The following is an 18,587-nucleotide window of genomic DNA, read 5'->3' on the forward strand; positions in this document are numbered from 1 at the left end:
TGCGCAAATCTACGCACGGTCTTAGATAGTAAGAATCCGGACGCGCTAAATACTTTGAGTCTGCTGGTCTCGTATGTGGACATAATAGACGCTGAAAAATTTATTACACCTTTATTAAAGCCAAATCTATCAATAGAAGATATACGCTCAATTGTTGGAGAGCAACTAGCTGACCATATAGTCGAGCATGTTACAGAAAATACCAATGAGGGTTTTCCACTGGACAAAGCCCAGCAATTGCTGGAGTCTGCCAAAAACTTTTCTAAAAATAGCCCTAAGTATATAAAAGCACAGATTATTCTGAATATTATTTTAGAAAAAGGTTTTAAGCCACCTTTTAATCCGGCGCAAAAACGAGCGATTGACGATATATATGAAGCTTACACAAATCCCAATCTGTCCAAGGCAGAAAGAAAAAGCATTATTGCGAATGCTGCAAAACAATTCGGACTTACTGACGCTGATTTTGCGGAATTAGAGGGGCGGATTGGTGTTGCCATAGAGACTATGCCCGAAGAAGATAAGGAAATATATGGACAGCAAATAAGAGACACTGAAGGGATAGCTAAGCAAAATCAAGAAGTTTATCAAAACATGGGCTGGAACAAAGCCGCTGCCGCCGCAGGCGCGTTGGCCGACACCTGTAGAAATGTCATAAACTCGCTCAATACCAATCAGAGAAATGCCGACAATGTCCAGCGTGCTGCCGCCGGTCTAGACGCTACATCTAGTGTAAATGCCCCCCCCCCTACGCCAGATATGGTGTCTGGCACGTTCACCGCCTCGCAGCTTAGCGTTGGGGATGTACAGAGCAGACTGGAAGCCGCGCGTAAAGAACTGGGCGACACTATCGAACAAATAGACGCCGAGCAGATCGAAAAGAATATCGAGAGTAACAAAAATTTTGAGAAAGAGCTATCCGCCGCAGCGGAGGCCAGGCTTGCCGAGGCGGAAACAATACTCACGGTAGCGTCCGGCAATCCCAGGCTGCTGGAACTCGCCACCAGACTGATAGACTCCGCCGCGCAATCCACTGCCGTCATAAAAGAAATAGCGAATTCGCCCGATATACGGGAACTGGATAAGCAGATCACCGTCACGCCGAATGGAACTAAAAAAACAGAACAGCAAACGCGGCGCAATGAGGTCGTTCAGGCCAAAGTGCGGCAGACCCTGGCCGTACAAGCCGAGGCCATGCAGGAGATCAGCAGAATACTTAATGATACTCTGGGCAATGATCCCAATGCGGAGATCCTCAAGTCCGGCCTTTTCGGTTATTCCAAAGATGTTCTTATCATCTCCCAGCTGGCCATGACTATCAAAGGCCGGATAGAGGAATTACAAAACATCGCTAAAACTATCGAGGATAGCTCCAGTCAGGAATGGAAAAACCTGCAAAAAACCATAGAGACAATGGCAACCGATTATAGAGAATTTGAAAGGGCTATTAAGAATTATCAAATGAAAATAGAGGAAGGCAGGGTATCTAAAAAAGTCAAGGAAGATATGGAAGATATTGAATTTGACCTGCCCGCCGACATTGGTCACCGGAACAATATTCCCAGCAGACTTATCCGCGAGGCCATTAATGATCTAAATAAATCCCTCGGCCTGAACGAACTGGGCTTCCGGGAGAATGTGCTGGAAGACCTACCCGAGGAAATAAGGGCGCAGGTCGAGAATGAAGAACATCTGCCGGAAATTCTCCAGCAAATGGCGCAAAATAATCCAGAAAAACTAATCCAGCTGGCCATGGGTTTTAACGGACTCAATGAAAAAGAAAAATCCGCTGTCCTTAAAGCTCTGGAGCACATGGATCCGCTCCAGCTGATGGCTCTGTACCAGAGCTATAAGAGCGTCCTGCCGGAAGCCGTGAAAAATAAGATAGAGCAGATCCTCGGCGACAAGTTAGCAAAAGACCAGGAACAACCGGAGCTGGTCACGGCGTAAACCAAGAACTATCAGGGGGATAAAAATATGACGGCAGACCTTACGCAAGAGCTAGAATTGACACTAGAAATGCTCTCGCTCTCCCGCTTGAAACCGGAAGATATTCTGGACGCGGCATCCCCGGCAGCCAAAAAACTTTATCTCGATGATATGCGCTCGCGGATAGAGAAATATCCTGTGTCATCTCTGGTCAAAGTCCTCTGCAATCCAAAGACACCTCCTGATATCCGCGCTATCGCGGGAAAACGTTTCGCCGAGCTGTCCGCGGATAAGGATAATTTACCAATGCTCAAGGACAGCCTGTATTCTTTCGGCCGGGAATATATGAACGAGCTAAAAGAGAAAAACCCCGAAGGCTATGCGCAATGCGCGGAGCAATTTAACGAAGTTCTGGAGCCGGGTTCATGAATATTCTCGGCGGCTGGTTCGAGCTGGAAAACTCTTTTCGTTTGCTGGTATCCGCCGATACTATTCCGGCAGACCTTAAGGCCGCCGCCGAAAGCATTATAAAAGAAATGTCTTTGGCCAATTTGCTTGTTAATTTGCCAGCGCCGACCACGCCGCCTGTCTTGAAAGAGTTGATCCTGCGCGACGACCGTGTTTATTCCATCCTCTTGTACAGTTCGCTCTGGCTTGCCGATATCTTGCCGGGGTTAAATACGGAACAATTGCTCTCGCTGTCCTGCGCGGATTTTGCCCCGCGCTGGGTCTCTAAGGCCGCTGAAAAACGTTTCACCGCAATTACCAGCTCCTCCGCCGGCATTTCCACCCGCAGACGCAAACACAGAAAATCCGAAAATTAAAATGTGAAACATGGAGTATGTCGGTCGGTGAGCGGAGTATCCTGCGGATACGCTGGCGAACCGATCGAAGCAAGTGAATACGCTACATATGGTGTGTTTCCACCGTGAAACATTTTGTTCCACGGGATGAGGGTAAAATACTTGCCGCGCTTTATTCGTCTATTTCACGAAAAATATCTTCCAGGTCATCCGCGCCAAACCCCAGTAGAGCGCAGATTTTCTCCGCTTTCAGGATCTTTTCGCTCCGAGGGCGGATGAATAATTCGCGGCCTTTTTGCTCCAGACGCACGTGGTCTCCAAGGCGGTATTGGTTTATCCGGCCTTTTTTGTTCTGTTTTTCCAGTATTCTGTCCGGCCAGTCCTCCGGCAAAAACCGCTCGGCGGACAGGACAACACGGAAATAATACTCAGGCGCGGCCGCGCCGAAAATCGCTTTAGTTACCCTTAACTCCGGCGGCAAATACTGATTAAAAAGCGCGGGCAAAGTTTCGGCGTCAACCGGCTGTGTCAAATAAATTTCCAGCGCTTCCGCGCGGCTGACGCAGCCGACCGGCAGCGGATAGGGCAAAGCGTAACGCGGATGCGGATTGAAACCCTGAGTGTAGGCGACCGGCAGCCGCGTTTTTTGCAGGACACGGCCGAAAAGACGCAGCAAATCCAAGTGCGCTAAAAAAATCAGCAGGCCGTCTTTCTGAAAGAGCAGCGCATATTTATATTTCAGCTCATTCACAACTGCCAGTATTTGAGGCGGCGTTTGGCTAATTCCGGCAGGACGCCAAACCGCAGCGCCTTCTGCCAGAAACGCAGAGCTTGAGGAATATTTTCTTTTTCATAATAAAGATCGCCCAGATTGAGCTGCGTCAAATACATCGTGTTGTCCAGCGACAGCGCGATCTCCAGATTTTCCTGCGCCTTGTCCGGCTCGCCAACCAGCAAATAATAAACGCCCAAATTAGCGTAAATAATGCAGACGCGCGGATTTAATTCTCTGGCCTGCTCCAGATATTTTTTGGCCTCGTCAAGTTTATTGTTGAGCAGAGCCAGCACGGCTTTGTTATTGTGGACGATCGTAAACCGCGGGTCCATTTGCTCGGCCAGCAGCAGGTCTTCCGCGGCCTGCCCGACACGCCCGCAGAGCGCCAATTCTACGGCCTGATTATTGTGCTCCATGCTGAAAGACATGTCGATATTTTTATTTTTAAAACGCTTGGCGTATTCTTCCGACTCATTGTTTTTCGCCCAGCTGCAAATGAGGCGTTTCGCGCCGGGCTCGGCCAGCGCCGCCGCCAAAGCCTTGCCGCGGACTTCCACCCAGGAAAAACTTTTGATTTTCTCCGCGCGCTGCGCCACGTTCTCGTAATTTAATTCCAGCAGTTGTATCTCCTCGTAAAACCGCAGAGCTTCCTGCTGCTGCCCCAGCGCCTCATGCGCCAGACCAGCATAAAAGAGCAGTTTCAAACGTTCGCGGCGGTTATTCTCCGGAGTTTTGGCCAGCGCTTTTTTAAACTGCGCGGCGGCCAGATCGTACCGCCCCATTTCTTTATAACAAAGCCCTTGATAACGGTGCGCTGCGGCCTGCCGTTCGGCGTCACGGACGACAATTTGAAATTCGCTGACGGCTTCGGTCAAGGAGCCGCGGTGAAAATATTGTTTACCCAGCTCAAAATGCGCTGAATATTTCCAGCGATCTTTGGCCGCTTGTTTAGCCAGCTCGGCGATCTTACGATCCAAAGTCAAAATCTCCGCCTCCTGATAATACTGGTGGATCAGCTTATTGCCGGGATCGGCGGCCAGAGCCGCGCGCAGAGACACCACGGCATCTTCCAGTTCGCCCAGCTCCAGCTGCGCGCGCCCCAGCACCAGACGCGCGCCGGCATTTTGGGCATCGATCGCCAGCAGCGCTTCGGCCTCTGTTTTGGCGCGGCGGTAATTATTTTTGGCAAAAGCGGCTTTGGCCAAAATCTCCCGCGCGGCAATCACTTGCGGATGGGCGCGCAAAACACCTTTGGCTTTTTCCACAATGTCAGCGGTGCGTTCCGGCAGCAGATCGATCACGCGGCTGTAATAATAAAAGGCTCTGGCAAAATCTTTTTGATAAGCACAGATCAGCGCCAGCGTGTCCAGCGCCATAAACTGCCGCGGCTCGAGCTTGATAATTTCCCGTAATTCCGCAGCCACCTGATCGTAATATCTGGGCGAGAGATTGACGAGCTTAAACAGCGCGCTGACCGCCTCAGAATAATTTTTTTGGATTTTATAAACGCGCGCCTGCAAAAATTTCGCGTTTGGATAATCTTCGTAAACCGCCAAAAAAGTTTTTTTCAGCGTGGTCAAAACATTCCCCGCTTCAGCCGGAGTTTCCGCGAGTATCTCCTCGTAGACTTCCAACGCCTTGTCCGGCTCTTTATTTTTGATCTGCAGCTCGGCCAGTAAAAAACGCAGCTCAGCCGACATGCCTTTTTTACCGCGCAGCAGTTCCAGCCGGTCGATCACGGCCTGCGCTTGCTGCTGGGAAAGTTCGCGGTATAGTTCAGCCGCCCGCGTATAATTGCGGTCTTGAAGATGCAATTCGGTCAGGATATTCAGCATTTCCGGAGTCCCCCTTTCTCCGCTCTGCAAACAATTTTCGTACAGGGCGATCGCCGTTTTTGGCTGGCCCTGCTGCAAGTATAACCCCGAAAGAGTTTTTAGCAAAGAATAATTTTGCGGATTGTGTTCGGCAGCCTTAGCCAGCAGCGGTGTCAGCAGCGGATTTTGTTTGTAGGCATAGCCCAGTTTTAGCAACAGGTCGATCACCTGCGGATCGGTCGGCGCCAGGTCTAAATATTCGTCGATCTCATCCAGCAGATCAAAAGGATTGTCCGCGGCCAGATACAATTTGATCATCGCCTTGTGCAGCTCGGCGCGCAGCCGCGGATTTTCCTGCTGCGCTTTTAAGTATTTAAGAATAATGTCCGGCGCTAAAGTTTTGTTGTATTTGATCAGCTGTTCGTCGCAGACCGCGGCCTGCAAAAAATAATTTTGGGCAAAATACCTGGCCGCGTTTTCCCGCAAAGCCTGCAATTCGCGCCAGTCTGTTGTCATGCGTTTCCCCTATCTGGTTTTGTTTTGCCAGCTTATTATACCAGCCGCCAGCGCGCCGTAAATCAAGTTGGGCGACCAGGCCGACCAAAATGGCGAAATGTAACCACCGCGTCCCCAGGCACGGAAAAAAGCCAGCAGGAAAAAATAAAAACCGACAGAAAGCAGCGCCAGCAGAACCGCTTTAATAATGCTCCAAATATCGCGGCTGCCGCTCAAGAACAAAAGCAAAAGCGCCGTGCCGACCAGCGCAAAAATCAAACAAGCCGCCGGCATAGAAAATTTCAAATAATAGGCGGTCTGGAGCAGACCGGTCGCCGCGCCGCTGTTTTTTAACTCCTGGATCCGGCCGCGCAGTTCGCGGGTCGACATTGCCGCCGGAGTTTTTTGCGCTTTATAATAATTATAAAAACTTTTATCGATATTGATCTTCAGCTCGGCAAAATCGCTTTGATAAGCCAGCGCGCCGCGTTCGTCATATTTATGCACGAAGCCGTCTTCCAGCAGCCACTGGTTCCCGTCCCAGCGCGCGCGTTTGGCCGTGATGACGCGGGGAAATTCGCCGGTCAGCTCATACACCGCTACATCTTCCATGACATCGGTCTGCTTGTCGATGCGGCGGATAAAAAAATAGCGCGCTTCGGATTCTTTAAAAAAAGTGTTCTCCAAAATATCCGGCAGCGGTTTTTTCAAAACGACCCTGTCGATCAGCTGGTTGGCCACACCGTTGGCCCAGGGCGTCAGCAGATCGTTATTGGCAAAAGACAAAAAGGCCGCCAAAATCCCAGCCGCCACAAACGGAACCACAATGCGCAGCAGCGAGAAACCGCCGGCGCGCAGGACGGTGATTTCCGAAGCGGTGATCATGCGGATCAAGGCCATCGCCGTCGCAAACAAAACGGCCATCGGGAAAAACAGCACCATGATCTCCGGGATTTTAAAAATCAAAATCTTAAAAACGATCTGGAACGGCACATTGTTATTGACGAAAAGATCGATAAAACTAAAAACCAGATCGATCGTGCCGATGATGATCAAAGCGGCCATGCCCAGTAAGAAAAGGCTGACCACTTCGCTGACGACATAACGGTCGATCAGCTTAAATCTGCCGATTGCCCCCAGCCGCAGCATTGGTTTTTAGTATTCTTCCAGACGCATCCGGCGGTGGTTTTGGCGTTCTCTTTCACGCTGTTCTTTTTTACGCAGCTCGGAAGGTTTTTCATACACTTCCCGCTCGCGCAAATCCTGCAAAATATTTTCGTCTTTCACCTGTCTTTTGAACCGACGCAAAACTTTTTCGATATCTTCATTATCTCTCGCTTCCGCGTAAGCCATAAAACCTCCTTAATGTAATATAAATAGAAAACACCCTGTGCAATTTTAGCGCATTTTGACAAAATTGTAAAATTTGAGAATATCCGCTATTCATGGCGGCCAAAATTATTTGCCGCCAGCAACTAATTCGTAAGACCGGTCGATCTGTTCTTTCAGCAGGCCAAGAGCCAGACCTTTTTTAGCGTAATACCAAGAATTCCAGTGTTCTTTGTTGGAATAATATCCCGCCGTCACGAAATCTGGAAACGCCGCGCGCAGTTCCAAATTTACACAAGGGTCATTTTTTAAGTTAATGATGTTATTGCCAGCCTTGTCTTGGCCGGCAAAAGCAAACATCTTACCTTTGACTTTGACAACGTCAGCCTGCCACGCTGCTTTATATTCATATTCCACGCCGTCTTTGGCTTTGGCGTAATTGAGCAGTTGTTTGAGTGTCATGTATTAACCTCTTGTTTATCTAAACTCGTCATTTCTCCGACCTTGTCACTTCGGCGGCTTCGCCGCCTTGTGACCGACAGCGGCCTCAAGCCACGGAGGAAGTGCTGCTGGCTCCCACGGCGCATACTTCGTCTGCTTGTGGGTCTCACTTCACGTCGCGCCTACGGCGCTTGTGAAGTTCGACGCGCTTAACTTCGCGGCCACGCCGCTTGTGAGTTTCATGTCGAACCTTACAAGTGGCTACGTTTATATCACTTGTTATTTCTTCGACCTTGTCACTTCGGCGGCTTCGCCGCCTTGTGGCTTCGTTTCGTGTCATAAACTCGTAACTTCGCCCGCTACGCGGGCTTGTTGCTCTCGCTTAACTTCGCGGCCACGCCGCTTGTTAAGCTCGAGTGGAGATAAGGGGAGTCGAACCCCTGACCTATTGATTGCGAACCAATCGCTCTACCAGCTGAGCTATATCCCCACAAACCGCGGCCATTTTAGCATAAGAAATACTTTTTTTCTTACCCGGGCGGCCAGCCGAGAGCGCGTCCGGCCAGGATGTGAAAATGCAGATGCGGCACGGTTTGGCCGGCATCCGCGCCGGTATTGACCACTATTCTATAACTGGTAATATTTTTTTCTTTGGCCAATTTTTGAATAACCCGCGCGCAAGCCAGGATCTGTTCCGGCGCGGCCTGTGTGAGATTTTCCACGTGGATTTTGGGCAGCGCCAGCCAGTGGATCGGCGCCTGCGGGTTGGTGTCCGCCAGAACCAGCGTGTCCGCGTCCTCATAAACCGGCTGCGCCGGTATCTCTTTGTTAATGATCTGGCAAAAAATACACATATAACTCCTTTACTTTAATTTATTTGTATCTTGCGAGAAAAATACCTTTACCGCCACGGACACGGCATAGCGCTGAAGGTTACGTCCGCTTCGGGCAAGATATTCTCGCCGCAAAAAAAGTCACCTCGCCAAACACACCGCATAAGCCGTCCTGTCCGTATGCGACAAAGACAGCTCAAAAGCGGAAATGTTTTTTTCTTTGGCCAGAGCCAGCGCTCTATCGTGTAGAACGACCGCCGGTTTGCCTTTAGCGTCATTCACGACTTCGATACTGGTCAAATTTTCGCCCAACGCTATGCCTACGCCGAGCGCCTTGCCGACCGACTCTTTGGCCGCAAAACGCGCCGCCAGAGATTCGTACTTATACTTGCCGTTGCTTGTGCAATAAGCCAGCTCTGCCGGCGTAAAAACTTTTTGCAAAAATCTCCGGCCGCTCGCGGAATTCACCAGTTTTTTAACGCGCGCCACTTCGACAGCGTCCAGTCCCAGCATTTTAATTCTCCGTTAAAGCAAAAAATTTCCGCGCATTGCGGTCGGTCGCTTTTTCTACTTCCGCCAGAGATATATTTTTAAGCTCCGCAATTTTTTCCGCCACCAGCCGCGCATAGGCCGGCTCGCAGGGCTTGCCGCGATGCGGCGCTGGCGCCATGAAAGGACAATCCGTTTCCAGCATTATCCTATCCAGCGGCGTGAAAGCCACCGCTTCCTGCCCCTGTCGATTTTTCGGAAAAGTGATATTGCCGGTAAAAGACACCAGCCAGCCCAGATCCAGGATCCGGCGCGTGAAATCCTGACCGCGTCCGTAGCAATGGAAAACCACGCGGGGACATTTGTAGTATTTTAGTATCTCGTAAACATCGGCGTCGGACTCGCGGTTATGCACAATGATCGGTTTATCATTTTCCAGCGCCAAACGGATCTGCCATTCAAAAACCTGCTTTTGCACTGATGGCGCGACTTGATTTTTGTAATAATCCAGACCGATCTCGCCCAGAGCGACTACTTTTTTCTGCCCCAATAATCGCTCTAATTCACGAAAAACTTGACTATCGTTGTATGCAGCCTCGGCTTCCCGCGGATGAATGCCAACTGCCGCGTAAATGACCTCATTTTGTCTGGCCAGCTCCGCAGACACCTGTGAAGTGGCTATATCAATGCCGACATTGATAATTCTAGTAATACCCTGCTCCGCGGCGCGGCGTATTATTTCGGCTGGAGCTTCTTTGTCCAGCGGGTCCAGGTATAAATGAGCGTGCGTGTCGAACATAGGTTTTTTATGAATTATGCCGCAAATTATAGGCAGTCAATCCGCCGCAGTCGATGATCTCTTTGACCGGGCCAAAATCTTTGAGCGCAAAAGTTTGTCCGTCCGATTTTTTCACGGTCAATTTTTCTAAATCAATTTCCAGCTCTTCTCCGGTTTTAATCCGCGCGGAAACAGCGTCGGCGGTTTCCAGCGGATAAATGCTCCGTCCGCCGTTGATCGAATTGCGGTAATAGATCCGCGCGAAAGAATTAGCGATGACGGCTTTGACGCCAGCCGCGGCCAGAGCGATCGGCGCATGCTCGCGCGAAGAACCGCAGCCGAAATTATTCCGCGCGACAATTATCTGATAAGCGCCCTGATTTTCCGTATCGAGGAACGCGCCATATTTAGGGTCCAGATCACGCATGGCGTTTTGCGCCAGGGTCTGCGGATCCATAGTCGTCAGATAACGCGCTGGAATTATTTGATCGGTGTCAATGTTGTCGCCGACCACGAACGCTTTGCCTTTGATAATATTAGCCATTGTTACTCCTTTGCTGCGCGAATATCAGCCTGTTATATATCCAGTCAACGCGGATCTGGCGGCGGTGAGCGGCGAAGCAAGATAAACTTTGGAATCCACGTGCCCCATGCGGCCGCGAAAATTGCGGTTGGTCGTGGACACAGCGACTTCTCCGGCCGCTAAAATACCGCCGTGATAACCCAAACAGGCATTGCAGCCAGCCGAGACCAGCACGCCGCCCGCGGCCATGAAAATATCATACAGACCGTTTTGAATGATCTGTCTCTGTATCTCCGTGGTCGCCGGCACGATTAACAAACGCACGCCGGCGGCTTTTTTCCGGCCTTTCAAAACCTTGGCCGCCGCGGCAAAATCCTCATATTTGCCGCCCGTGCAGGACCCGATATAAACCTGCGTGACCTTTACATCCGCGCAGTCTTTGGCCGGCGCGACATTGGACGGCAGATAAGGTCTGGCCACCAGCGGCGTTAAATCTTCGGCCTGGTAAATCAGCGTTTTAGCATAATGCGCGTCGGGGTCAGAATACAGCGGCTCAAAATTTTCTTCAGTGCGGGCTTTCACAAAATCAATCGTTTTTTGGTCGGGCGCGATAATGCCGGATTTCGCGCCGCATTCGATCGCCATATTGGTCAAAGTCATGCGCTCGTCAATGGACAAGCTCTCGATAGTCGAGCCGGTCCATTCCATCGCCATGTACAGCGCGCCGTCCACGCCCAGATCACCGATGACGCGCAGGATCAGGTCTTTGGCCATCACACCGTCCGGCAAACTGCCCCGCACTTCTATTTTTATAGTCTCCGGCACGCGGAACCAGAGCTTGCCGGTGGCAAAAACATTGCCCAGCTCGGTAGAGCCGATGCCGGTGGAAAACGCGCCCAGACTGCCGTGCTGACAGGTGTGCGAATCCGCGCCCACGATCACCTGCCCCGGCCGCACAAAACCGCGGTACGGCAGCATCGTGTGGCAAACACCGTAATCACCGGTCTCCACACTGTAAATATTTTTGATCTTTTTCGCGGCGGCAAAATCCAGCAGTTTTCTGACCAGCGTGGCGGTCTGAATATCTTTATTCGGCACGCCATGATCAGGCAGGACAATAATTTTGTCCGGGTCCCAGATCCGCCCGCCAAAATCTTTTTCCACAATATCAATGGCCAGATCGGAAGTCACGTCATGCGCCAGCGCAATATCGACACTGGCAAAAACGACCTCACCCGGCTGGACTGTTTTTTTACCGGCGGCGCGCGCTAAAATTTTTTCGGTGATGGTCAAACCCATAATTGCGGCATTATAGCCCAATAAAGATTTGCTGCCTAGCGAACGCCCGCCAGCATACTTGCGGCAGGCAAAAAATAAGTTAAACTATCGCTCGATGCGCTTATTTATCACTGCCGATATTCACGGAGCTTATTCGGTCTGGCAAAAACTGCTGAGCCGACTGCAGACGGAGGATGTTTTGGTCATTGCCGGTGATTTTTTTGGCAACCGTTACCCCTACTCCCACAACCCTGACTATCAGCCGGAAAGTCTGCGGCAGGAATATCAGGATCTGCCCAATCTCAAATATTACGTTTACGGCAACTGCGACCGGCCAGAATTTTTCCCCGCGCAAAAATATACGGTGTCTTTTATTTATGAAAACAAAAAAGTTTTGCTGTGTCACGGCGACAGCGCCGTGCCCGCCGGAGATCACGATATTATTATCACCGGCCATTCGCACATCGCCGCGCTCGAAACTTACGGCCAAAAACTTTACATCAATCCGGGCTCGCCTTTTCGGCCGCGCAGCGGCCGGCCAAGCTACGCCGTCTACCAAAACGGCCAAGCGAAGATCCTGGAATTATGAGCCGCCGCGCCGCTAATCCAGGCAGGAGAGCAGTTCAGAAATTTTTACATCTACAAAAAAAGTGTTAAAATATTTGCAACACTTGAGAATTAGTTACGATATATCTGTGGTGTTAAATTATTAGTGTACAGAAAAACAAAAATATTTAGGAGAATAAACATGCAGACCAAAGTTATGAGTTTCAGAGCAAAAATGGCTGAAAGGAATTATGGCAGTCTATACCATAAATACATAACGCGAGCTCCGTCCGAAGTGTCCTCAAGCAACTACGCAAAATATGTCAGGCGAGGCATAGAAAAAGATGTTCGGTTGCTTGGCGAAGTAGATAGGGATAGATTGACCTACGCTGATTATGCAGATTTGGCGTTGACTGCTCTAGAAAGACACGGTTTCGTGACCTGGCAATATATTCATAACGTCGCGCTGGAAGACATACGCGAGCCAAATACAAATGAGAATGTTTATACACTAGGAGCTTCACCGGAAATAACACGCACTCCAAATCAGTATACAGACGAACAAAAACTTAGCTATATGATCGAGAATGATATTTTTAAACTTTTGGGCGAGGCTTGGAAAAGAAAACATCCAAATTATACATCCGTTTTGAGCAGTGATCCATTTCATACAGCAGATTATTGGGAAATCACCGACACAGAATTAACAGAAAGAGTGGCCGCGCGTATTAATGAAAATCCTCTGGATTTGGAATACGTGAGAGGCTGCGGACACAGGCTCTCGTCTGATAAATACGGCTTGATAGTCGGCGCTGCCTTAAGGCAGAACGATCTGACTTTATTGTTTCATATTATTAACTATGGCCAGATCGAATACTTTAAAAGCGGCCACTACAGCGTTAGCCCAGACAGAACTTATAAAGAGCACTTAGAGAATTGGAAGGCTTTAGATATATTGCCAATACTACAGGAACAAAGCCGGACAGCAAGCAATCAAGAAACAAATTCATCCATAAGGGTAAATACTCTTCAGCGTTTTAGGCAATGGATAAACAGGCCTTGACTTATTACGGCCTGTTTTTCGCAGAGGCTGCAAATTTAGCTGTACAAAAAACGTGGCAGGCTTTATACTAGTAATTAATTGTGGACAGTGATACAGAATCATTCAGCGGTTTGAAATTAAATCCCCTGTTGTTAAAAACCGTAAACGACAACAACTGGCTGACGCCGACGCCGATACAGGCGCGCGCCATACCGCCAGCCATGCAGGGCAAGGATATTCTCGGCATTGCCCAGACCGGCACCGGCAAAACGCTGGCTTTTGGTCTGCCGATAGTGAACGCCTTGCTCGGCTCTGACGGCAATGCCCTAACACTCGTGCCGACGCGCGAGTTGGCGCAGCAAGTGGCGGAGACGTTGCAAATAATCTGCCAGCCCTTCCGTATGCACACCTGCCTTTTGATCGGCGGCGCATCAATGAATCTGCAGATCCAAAATCTGCGCAAACAGCCGCGCCTGGTCATCGCCACGCCCGGCCGCTTGATCGACCATTTGCAGCAAGGCACGATCCGTCTGCATAATGTGAAATTTTTAGTGCTGGATGAAGCAGACCGAATGCTGGACATGGGTTTCAAGCCGCAAATTGAAAAGATACTGGAAGCCGTGCCGGCGGCCAGACAAACAATGCTTTTTTCCGCCACGATGCCGGCGGAGATCCGGCAGATCACACGCGAATATATGCAGGCGCCAGAAACTATCGAGGTCGCGCCGGCCGGTACAGCCGCGCAGACTGTCGAACAAAGTTTATACGTTGTCAGCCGTGAACAAAAAAAATCCCTGCTCGCCAAACTGCTGGACGAGAGCTCCGGCCCGGTGCTGGTCTTCGTGCGTACCAAACGCATGGCCGCGCAATTGACGAAAATGCTACATAAAACCTACCCGGTCGCGGAGATTCATTCTGACCGCAGCCAGTACCAAAGGCAGCAGGCCATTGCCGGTTTTCGTTCCGGCAAATACCGCATTTTGATAGCCACAGATATTGCGGCGCGCGGCATTGACGTCAAAGACATACAGCTGGTCATCAATTACGATATTCCTGACGAAGCGGAAAGCTATATTCACCGCATTGGTCGCACCGGCCGCGCTGGACAAAACGGCAAAGCTGTTTCTATCGCCACGCCAGAGCAGGGACAGCTCGTCCGTGACATTGAGCGTTTGCTAAAAAAATCCATAAATATCGTCAAGCCCGCCGACGGGGAAGTTTTAAAATTCAGCGGCGCCGAAAGACCGGTCAGACCGCGTCAAAGGCCGCGCGGCAATCTGCGCGGCAAAAAAAGTTATAATTTCCAAAAACTGGAAAACTATGAGCGGCCGCCGCAAAAAGAAAAGCGTTTCCCGGCCGCGCGCGACAGCCGCAGGTCAGATAAAGCGCCGGCCAGCAAACCGCTTTATTCGCACGATTCCAGCGACACCGGCAATTTTTTTCAAAAAAAATGGCTGCCCAACAGATCTCACGGCAAGAAACGCTGACCGTTTAGCAATTTTATTTTTTCCGCGCGCGGCAAACTTTTGATCGCTTTTTCCCGTTTGAGCGCCGCGCTTTTAGTGTAACCATCTTCTTGATAAACCAGACGCGCCGGAAGTCTCGCTCTGGTGTATTTAGCGCCCTGTCCGGAATTGTGCGCGGCGAGACGCTCCGCCGCGTGCAAAGCAATACCCGTGTAATAAGTGCTGTCCGCGCACTGCAAAATATACACGGAATACATCAGCGGCCGCCGCGCGCCGCTTCTTCAAAAAGCAGCAGGTCATTTTCCGGCCGCGGCCTCTGCCAGTAATTTGTCCGCTGCGGCAGCTCGAGGCGCAGATCTTCATAAAAATACAGGGCCTTGATGCGCTCATCGATCTGCGGCAGACGCGCCAGCAGCACGGCCAGATAAGCGCGGCTGACCGTTGCGCTACGCGGTGAAAAATCGCCGCTGTCATACAAAGCCGTGTCTGCCAGAGCAGCGACAGCCGGATCCGCCCAGTGCTCGCGGCTGACAATACTGTGCTGGCGGGGCTCGCGCAAAGGCAATCCAAGCAAGCGCGCCAGAGCCAGCGCCAGCTGGCCTTTGGTCAAATGCCCGGCGGGGCGCAACAGGCCGTCAGGAAAACCGATCAAAATTCCATCACTGGAAAGAAGATCCGCCGCGGCAAACGCGCCGCTCCAGGTCTGCGCCCGATCATTATTCTGCAAACGCAGAATAACTTCCGCCATTTCCTGACGGGAAACAGCGCGCCGCGGATTGAAACGCCGCGGATAATCGCCCGGCATTAGACCCAAAGTAGCCACCGCGATAATACTGTCTCTGGCCGGTTCAGTCTGAAGATCGTCAAAGCTGCTCAAACGCAAGATCTTAAATTTATGCATTTGCGGCTGTTCCGGCAAGCCGATGGTCAGCTCGTTCAAACCGACGACCAGATCGATCTGCCGCTCTATTTTTTCACCTGAATATTCTTCACCATTGAGCACGTAGACCGCAGCGTTACGCAGCGTTCCCGACACAGCCAAACGCGACTGAGTGGTAGTCAAATTCGCCGTGGGGTTTTGCAAAATTATCCGTGGTGATAAATCTACTTCAGTCGCAGCGGCTGCCAACGCAGACAAAAACAATAATAATATTAAGAATGATCTTTTCATTTTGACCGGCTTTAAGACCCTGGCGCGCTCCGGCAGTTTCTAATTAGCAAAAAGCTGCTTGAACCAAACAGAAATATTGGCTGGCAAAGTAAATTTTTGGCGAAAAAGCGAAATAATCGTGCCGCCGTAATCGTAGACGTCGGACTTGAGTTTACCTTTGAAAGTTCTTTTTAAATATTCGTCAGCTTCGACTGATAATTTCTCGAAATGGCTACAAATAATGTAAATAGATTTTTGATATCTAGCCACGGCCAGCTTCACGCCTTTGTAGTCCAGCGCCGGTGAAAGCAAAACCACTCCGGCCACCTGCGGGTTGCGCTCGGCCAGCTGCAGAGCCAGATTGGCGCCGAGTCCCTGCCCGATCAAGCCGGTTTGCCCGGGCTTAACATTGAAATTGCGTCCGGCAAAACTCAAAACAGCATTGAGATCGGCCAGCAAAATTTTATAATCTTCCGCGGTAAAAGCACGCCAGCCCAGGCCGTCCTCGTCGATAGATTCGCCGTGCCCGCGCAGATCCACGGACAAAGCGTTAAGGCCTTCTTTTTGCAGATACTTGGCCAGGTCATTCCAATCGCCACGGTTGCGCCCCAGGCCGTGGATCAAAATGACCGCGCTGCTGCCGGTCGTTGGCGCCGGATAATAGGTGCCGATAATGGTCAAGCGGTTAGCCGGTATTTCCACGCGCTGCGGCGCCGGCAGACTGTACTCCACCGCTCCCAGTTGCGCCAGCAATAAAAATCCCCAGATAAGTTTACGCAAGTTTGTATTCCTCCATATCTTCTTCCAGCACGCCATTGGGCAAAAGCAGCAACAGATCATCACGCAGCACGAGCATTCTGCCGTCGAGCCCGCACATCGTGCCGTCCAAAAAAGCCTTGACCCGCTGCTTGATCGCTTCATCGATATACTTAAAATCGACCAGCACAATGTAACCAGCGATAACCTGATCCGCAACAAACTGCTCATCCTCATGAGAGCGCAAAACATGTACCCGGACAGACTTCCGAGACGCCCGCGCCGGAGCTTTCATTATTCAAATTCCGCCTGATAGCCGAGGTCGCGGAAATATTTACGCAATAAATTCACCTGACTGGAAGTCGGGCCGACGCTTTCCGTAGAATCCAGCTGAATGATCACGTCACTGTCCCGGGCAATTATGCGCACCATGACAGCCACCAGCACATAGCGGTCAATAGCCGAGACGGTTTTCCAGCGGCTCTCTTCATATGAATTTAACTGCGGCTGCGTATAAATATTTTCCGTGGCGATATTCGCGCGCTGGCGGACAGTTTCGGTCTGCGCCGGTATGTAAACCTGCCCCATCTCCACACGGTAGGCTCCAGTGCTGTCATTGGCATAGGTCAAATTGTAGCCGTACAAAGCCACAAATTCTTTGAACTGTGGAATAATATTATTGATCTCCGAGTTCTTAATGACCAAACGGCCGTTACAGCCAGTCAAAAATAATACCCCCAGCAGAAGCGCTGCATAAATAAATTTTCGCATACTAATATTATAACATAATCCAGGTTGATTATTCAGCTTTTGAATGTTTTTTGTGGTTACTTTATAACCTCAAAAAGCCTGGCAAAATATACCACAGCCGGCGATCATGTTCGAAAGGCTGGTGATTTTAGAAAACTAATATTTCCCGTTTACACAGCTTAGTTTACACTACCAAACTGGAGCAAGGTGACTAAAACTTATTTTCCGATTATAAGTTTTTGCAGATCTTTTTTACTCGGCAGCACTGTCTGATACTTACTGGCAAAAATTGTTTTGTTGTCCTTTGGCAAGGTTATTTCTACCAAAGCATTGTTTTTATTTCTACAGAGAATTATGCCAATGGTTTTGTTTTCTTCCGGCAGTCGTACAAAACGATCATAATAATTAACGTACATCTGCATTTGTCCTAAATCTTGATGGGTTAATTTTCCAATCTTTAAATCAATCAAGACAAAACATTTTAAGATACGGTTATAGAATACCAGATCAACCCGGAAGTGCTGCTCGTCAAAAGTAAACCGCACCTGCCGGCCAACGAAAGTAAACCCTTTACCAAGCTCCAGTAAAAATTGTTGTAGTTTATCAATAATCTTTTGTTCCAACTCGCTTTCGGAATATCTTGCCTGTTCCGGCAATCCCAAAAACTCTAAAACATAAGGCTCTTTTATTAAATCTTCCGGCTGTGCAACGACCTGCCCTCTATTGGCCAATGCTCTAACGCCTTTTTTATCCTTACTTAAAACCAGCCGTTCATATAATGCGCTATTAAATTAGCGTACAAGCTCGCGCAAACTCCAATTATTATTTAGGCTTTCTATTTCATAGAAGTTACGCTCGTCTACATTGTCGATCCGCATTAACATTATGTAATGCGACCAGCTTAACTGGAATTTTTGCGGTAGAATTTTATCCTTAATAACTAATTTACTGGATTTCGCAGACGCTGTCTGCGAAATTTGCCGTTGCGAATACACAACATAAAAGTAACGCATTTGTTCTAGATTGCGTTCCGAAAATCCTTTACCAAATCTTGAAGTTAATTTTTTAGATAATTCCTTTAATACACTTCTCCCGTATTCCGCTCTCTGTTTTCCTTGTTGTTCGCCTTCAACAATCATTCTGCCTATTTCATAATAGGTATAGACCATGGCTTGATTGATATTCCGTGTAAGAATATGGCGGCTCTGCTCTATAAGTTTGGCAATAGAACCATATAACTTATTGCTGACCAGTTTATATTTAGACATACAGGTATTCTAGCACAGCAGCAAATTTTCCAATCAAACTTCCTGATGTACCTAAATGATCGTTATAATTTAATCTGACAGACTCTTTCAAATCTATTGCCATTGGTGTTTCTATTCGGATT

General features: G+C 49.5%; 21 protein-coding genes, 1 tRNA gene and 1 pseudogene. 6 read left to right on the plus strand and 17 right to left on the minus strand.

The window, feature by feature from the left end; all coding sequences use genetic code 11:
* From LBJ25_05375 to LBJ25_05385, 3 genes are all read left to right on the plus strand, one after another.
* Window positions 1-1,950, plus strand: a 1,950-nt coding sequence (locus tag LBJ25_05375) for a hypothetical protein (protein ID MDR1453386.1), incomplete at its 5' end; no start/stop codon positions are given.
* 27 nt (window positions 1,951-1,977) lie between these two features.
* Window positions 1,978-2,358: a hypothetical protein gene (locus LBJ25_05380; GenBank protein MDR1453387.1), complete on the plus strand. Its 381-nt coding sequence runs from the start codon at window positions 1,978-1,980 to the stop codon at window positions 2,356-2,358.
* The gene (locus LBJ25_05385; GenBank protein MDR1453388.1) at window positions 2,355-2,753 is read left to right on the plus strand and encodes a hypothetical protein; all 399 of its coding nucleotides are present in this window, start codon (window positions 2,355-2,357) and stop codon (window positions 2,751-2,753) included. The genes LBJ25_05380 and LBJ25_05385 overlap by 4 nt, the downstream gene beginning before the upstream one ends.
* A 151-nt stretch (window positions 2,754-2,904) precedes the next feature.
* Here the strand turns inward: LBJ25_05385 and LBJ25_05390 are convergent, their stop codons facing one another.
* The 11 genes from LBJ25_05390 to LBJ25_05440 form a co-directional block, all read right to left on the minus strand.
* Window positions 2,905-3,483: a TIGR03936 family radical SAM-associated protein gene (locus LBJ25_05390; GenBank protein MDR1453389.1), complete on the minus strand. Its 579-nt coding sequence runs from the start codon at window positions 3,481-3,483 to the stop codon at window positions 2,905-2,907.
* Entirely contained in the window at window positions 3,480-5,837 is a 2,358-nt protein-coding gene (locus LBJ25_05395) for a tetratricopeptide repeat protein (GenBank protein MDR1453390.1), read from the minus strand. Before LBJ25_05395 ends, LBJ25_05390 begins: the two co-directional genes overlap by 4 nt.
* Before the next feature lie 9 nt (window positions 5,838-5,846).
* A complete protein-coding gene (locus tag LBJ25_05400; protein MDR1453391.1) occupies window positions 5,847-6,965 on the minus strand; it encodes an LptF/LptG family permease in 1,119 nt (372 codons plus the stop codon).
* A gap of 6 nt (window positions 6,966-6,971) precedes the next feature.
* The gene (rpsU, locus tag LBJ25_05405) at window positions 6,972-7,169 is read right to left on the minus strand and encodes a 30S ribosomal protein S21 (protein MDR1453392.1); all 198 of its coding nucleotides are present in this window, start codon (window positions 7,167-7,169) and stop codon (window positions 6,972-6,974) included.
* A gap of 105 nt (window positions 7,170-7,274) precedes the next feature.
* Entirely contained in the window at window positions 7,275-7,607 is a 333-nt protein-coding gene (locus tag LBJ25_05410; GenBank protein MDR1453393.1) for an MmcQ/YjbR family DNA-binding protein, read from the minus strand.
* A gap of 396 nt (window positions 7,608-8,003) precedes the next feature.
* Window positions 8,004-8,076, minus strand: a tRNA-Ala gene (locus LBJ25_05415).
* Window positions 8,077-8,116: 40 nt separating this feature from the next.
* Window positions 8,117-8,440 (minus strand): HIT domain-containing protein, encoded by a 324-nt coding sequence (locus tag LBJ25_05420; GenBank protein ID MDR1453394.1) that lies wholly within the window; start codon window positions 8,438-8,440, stop codon window positions 8,117-8,119.
* Window positions 8,441-8,560: 120 nt separating this feature from the next.
* A complete protein-coding gene (gene acpS, locus LBJ25_05425) occupies window positions 8,561-8,932 on the minus strand; it encodes a holo-ACP synthase (protein MDR1453395.1) in 372 nt (123 codons plus the stop codon).
* A 1-nt stretch (window position 8,933) separates the two neighbouring features.
* Window positions 8,934-9,707 carry a TatD family hydrolase gene (locus LBJ25_05430; protein ID MDR1453396.1) on the minus strand — a complete coding sequence of 258 codons (774 nt, stop codon included), beginning with the start codon at window positions 9,705-9,707 and terminating at the stop codon, window positions 8,934-8,936.
* Window positions 9,708-9,714: 7 nt separating this feature from the next.
* Complete coding sequence (gene leuD, locus LBJ25_05435) at window positions 9,715-10,230, minus strand: 3-isopropylmalate dehydratase small subunit (GenBank protein MDR1453397.1); 516 nt, start codon at window positions 10,228-10,230, stop codon at window positions 9,715-9,717.
* Window positions 10,231-10,254: 24 nt separating this feature from the next.
* A complete protein-coding gene (locus tag LBJ25_05440; GenBank protein ID MDR1453398.1) occupies window positions 10,255-11,508 on the minus strand; it encodes a 3-isopropylmalate dehydratase large subunit in 1,254 nt (417 codons plus the stop codon).
* A gap of 94 nt (window positions 11,509-11,602) precedes the next feature.
* Here LBJ25_05440 and LBJ25_05445 point away from each other — a divergent pair, with 94 nt between their 5' ends.
* The 3 genes from LBJ25_05445 (at window position 11,603) to LBJ25_05455 (ending at window position 14,562) form a co-directional block, all read left to right on the plus strand.
* Entirely contained in the window at window positions 11,603-12,076 is a 474-nt protein-coding gene (locus tag LBJ25_05445) for a YfcE family phosphodiesterase (protein MDR1453399.1), read from the plus strand.
* Window positions 12,077-12,235: 159 nt separating this feature from the next.
* Window positions 12,236-13,096, plus strand: a complete 861-nt coding sequence (locus tag LBJ25_05450; protein MDR1453400.1) for a hypothetical protein — start codon at window positions 12,236-12,238, stop codon at window positions 13,094-13,096.
* Window positions 13,097-13,176: 80 nt separating this feature from the next.
* Window positions 13,177-14,562 (plus strand): DEAD/DEAH box helicase, encoded by a 1,386-nt coding sequence (locus LBJ25_05455; protein ID MDR1453401.1) that lies wholly within the window; start codon window positions 13,177-13,179, stop codon window positions 14,560-14,562.
* Here the strand turns inward: LBJ25_05455 and LBJ25_05460 are convergent.
* The 6 genes and pseudogenes from LBJ25_05460 to LBJ25_05485 all read right to left on the minus strand — a co-directional run bounded on the left by LBJ25_05460 (window position 14,544) and on the right by LBJ25_05485 (window position 18,465).
* Window positions 14,544-14,798 (minus strand): GIY-YIG nuclease family protein, encoded by a 255-nt coding sequence (locus LBJ25_05460; GenBank protein ID MDR1453402.1) that lies wholly within the window; start codon window positions 14,796-14,798, stop codon window positions 14,544-14,546. The two genes, LBJ25_05455 and LBJ25_05460, sit on opposite strands and share 19 nt — an antisense overlap.
* On the minus strand, window positions 14,798-15,679 hold the full coding sequence (locus LBJ25_05465; protein ID MDR1453403.1) for an S-layer homology domain-containing protein: 882 nt from the start codon (window positions 15,677-15,679) through the stop codon (window positions 14,798-14,800). The genes LBJ25_05460 and LBJ25_05465 overlap by 1 nt, the downstream gene beginning before the upstream one ends.
* 72 nt (window positions 15,680-15,751) lie before the next feature.
* Window positions 15,752-16,471 carry a lysophospholipase gene (locus LBJ25_05470; GenBank protein ID MDR1453404.1) on the minus strand — a complete coding sequence of 240 codons (720 nt, stop codon included), beginning with the start codon at window positions 16,469-16,471 and terminating at the stop codon, window positions 15,752-15,754.
* Window positions 16,464-16,742 carry a cell division protein SepF gene (locus LBJ25_05475; protein ID MDR1453405.1) on the minus strand — a complete coding sequence of 93 codons (279 nt, stop codon included), beginning with the start codon at window positions 16,740-16,742 and terminating at the stop codon, window positions 16,464-16,466. The genes LBJ25_05470 and LBJ25_05475 overlap by 8 nt, the downstream gene beginning before the upstream one ends.
* On the minus strand, window positions 16,742-17,218 hold the full coding sequence (locus LBJ25_05480; GenBank protein MDR1453406.1) for a hypothetical protein: 477 nt from the start codon (window positions 17,216-17,218) through the stop codon (window positions 16,742-16,744). Before LBJ25_05480 ends, LBJ25_05475 begins: the two co-directional genes overlap by 1 nt.
* 197 nt (window positions 17,219-17,415) lie before the next feature.
* Window positions 17,416-18,465 (minus strand): annotated as a pseudogene (locus tag LBJ25_05485) (PDDEXK nuclease domain-containing protein).
* Window positions 18,466-18,587 lie beyond the last annotated feature (122 nt).

This window comes from Candidatus Margulisiibacteriota bacterium (assembly GCA_031268855.1).
Classification (GTDB): Bacteria; Margulisbacteria; Termititenacia; order Termititenacales; family Termititenacaceae; genus Termititenax.

Coding starts and splice junctions, on each gene's coding strand:
- LBJ25_05380 (MDR1453387.1), top strand. CDS start 1,978: ATGACGGCAGACCTTACGCAAGAGCTAGAATTGACACTAGAAATGCTC.
- LBJ25_05385 (MDR1453388.1), top strand. CDS start 2,355: ATGAATATTCTCGGCGGCTGGTTCGAGCTGGAAAACTCTTTTCGTTTG.
- LBJ25_05395 (MDR1453390.1), bottom strand. CDS start 5,837: ATGACAACAGACTGGCGCGAATTGCAGGCTTTGCGGGAAAACGCGGCC.
- LBJ25_05400 (MDR1453391.1), bottom strand. CDS start 6,965: ATGCTGCGGCTGGGGGCAATCGGCAGATTTAAGCTGATCGACCGTTAT.
- rpsU (MDR1453392.1), bottom strand. CDS start 7,169: ATGGCTTACGCGGAAGCGAGAGATAATGAAGATATCGAAAAAGTTTTG.
- LBJ25_05410 (MDR1453393.1), bottom strand. CDS start 7,607: ATGACACTCAAACAACTGCTCAATTACGCCAAAGCCAAAGACGGCGTG.
- LBJ25_05420 (MDR1453394.1), bottom strand. CDS start 8,440: ATGTGTATTTTTTGCCAGATCATTAACAAAGAGATACCGGCGCAGCCG.
- acpS (MDR1453395.1), bottom strand. CDS start 8,932: ATGCTGGGACTGGACGCTGTCGAAGTGGCGCGCGTTAAAAAACTGGTG.
- LBJ25_05430 (MDR1453396.1), bottom strand. CDS start 9,707: ATGTTCGACACGCACGCTCATTTATACCTGGACCCGCTGGACAAAGAA.
- leuD (MDR1453397.1), bottom strand. CDS start 10,230: ATGGCTAATATTATCAAAGGCAAAGCGTTCGTGGTCGGCGACAACATT.
- LBJ25_05440 (MDR1453398.1), bottom strand. CDS start 11,508: ATGGGTTTGACCATCACCGAAAAAATTTTAGCGCGCGCCGCCGGTAAA.
- LBJ25_05445 (MDR1453399.1), top strand. CDS start 11,603: ATGCGCTTATTTATCACTGCCGATATTCACGGAGCTTATTCGGTCTGG.
- LBJ25_05450 (MDR1453400.1), top strand. CDS start 12,236: ATGCAGACCAAAGTTATGAGTTTCAGAGCAAAAATGGCTGAAAGGAAT.
- LBJ25_05460 (MDR1453402.1), bottom strand. CDS start 14,798: ATGTATTCCGTGTATATTTTGCAGTGCGCGGACAGCACTTATTACACG.
- LBJ25_05475 (MDR1453405.1), bottom strand. CDS start 16,742: ATGAAAGCTCCGGCGCGGGCGTCTCGGAAGTCTGTCCGGGTACATGTT.
- LBJ25_05480 (MDR1453406.1), bottom strand. CDS start 17,218: ATGCGAAAATTTATTTATGCAGCGCTTCTGCTGGGGGTATTATTTTTG.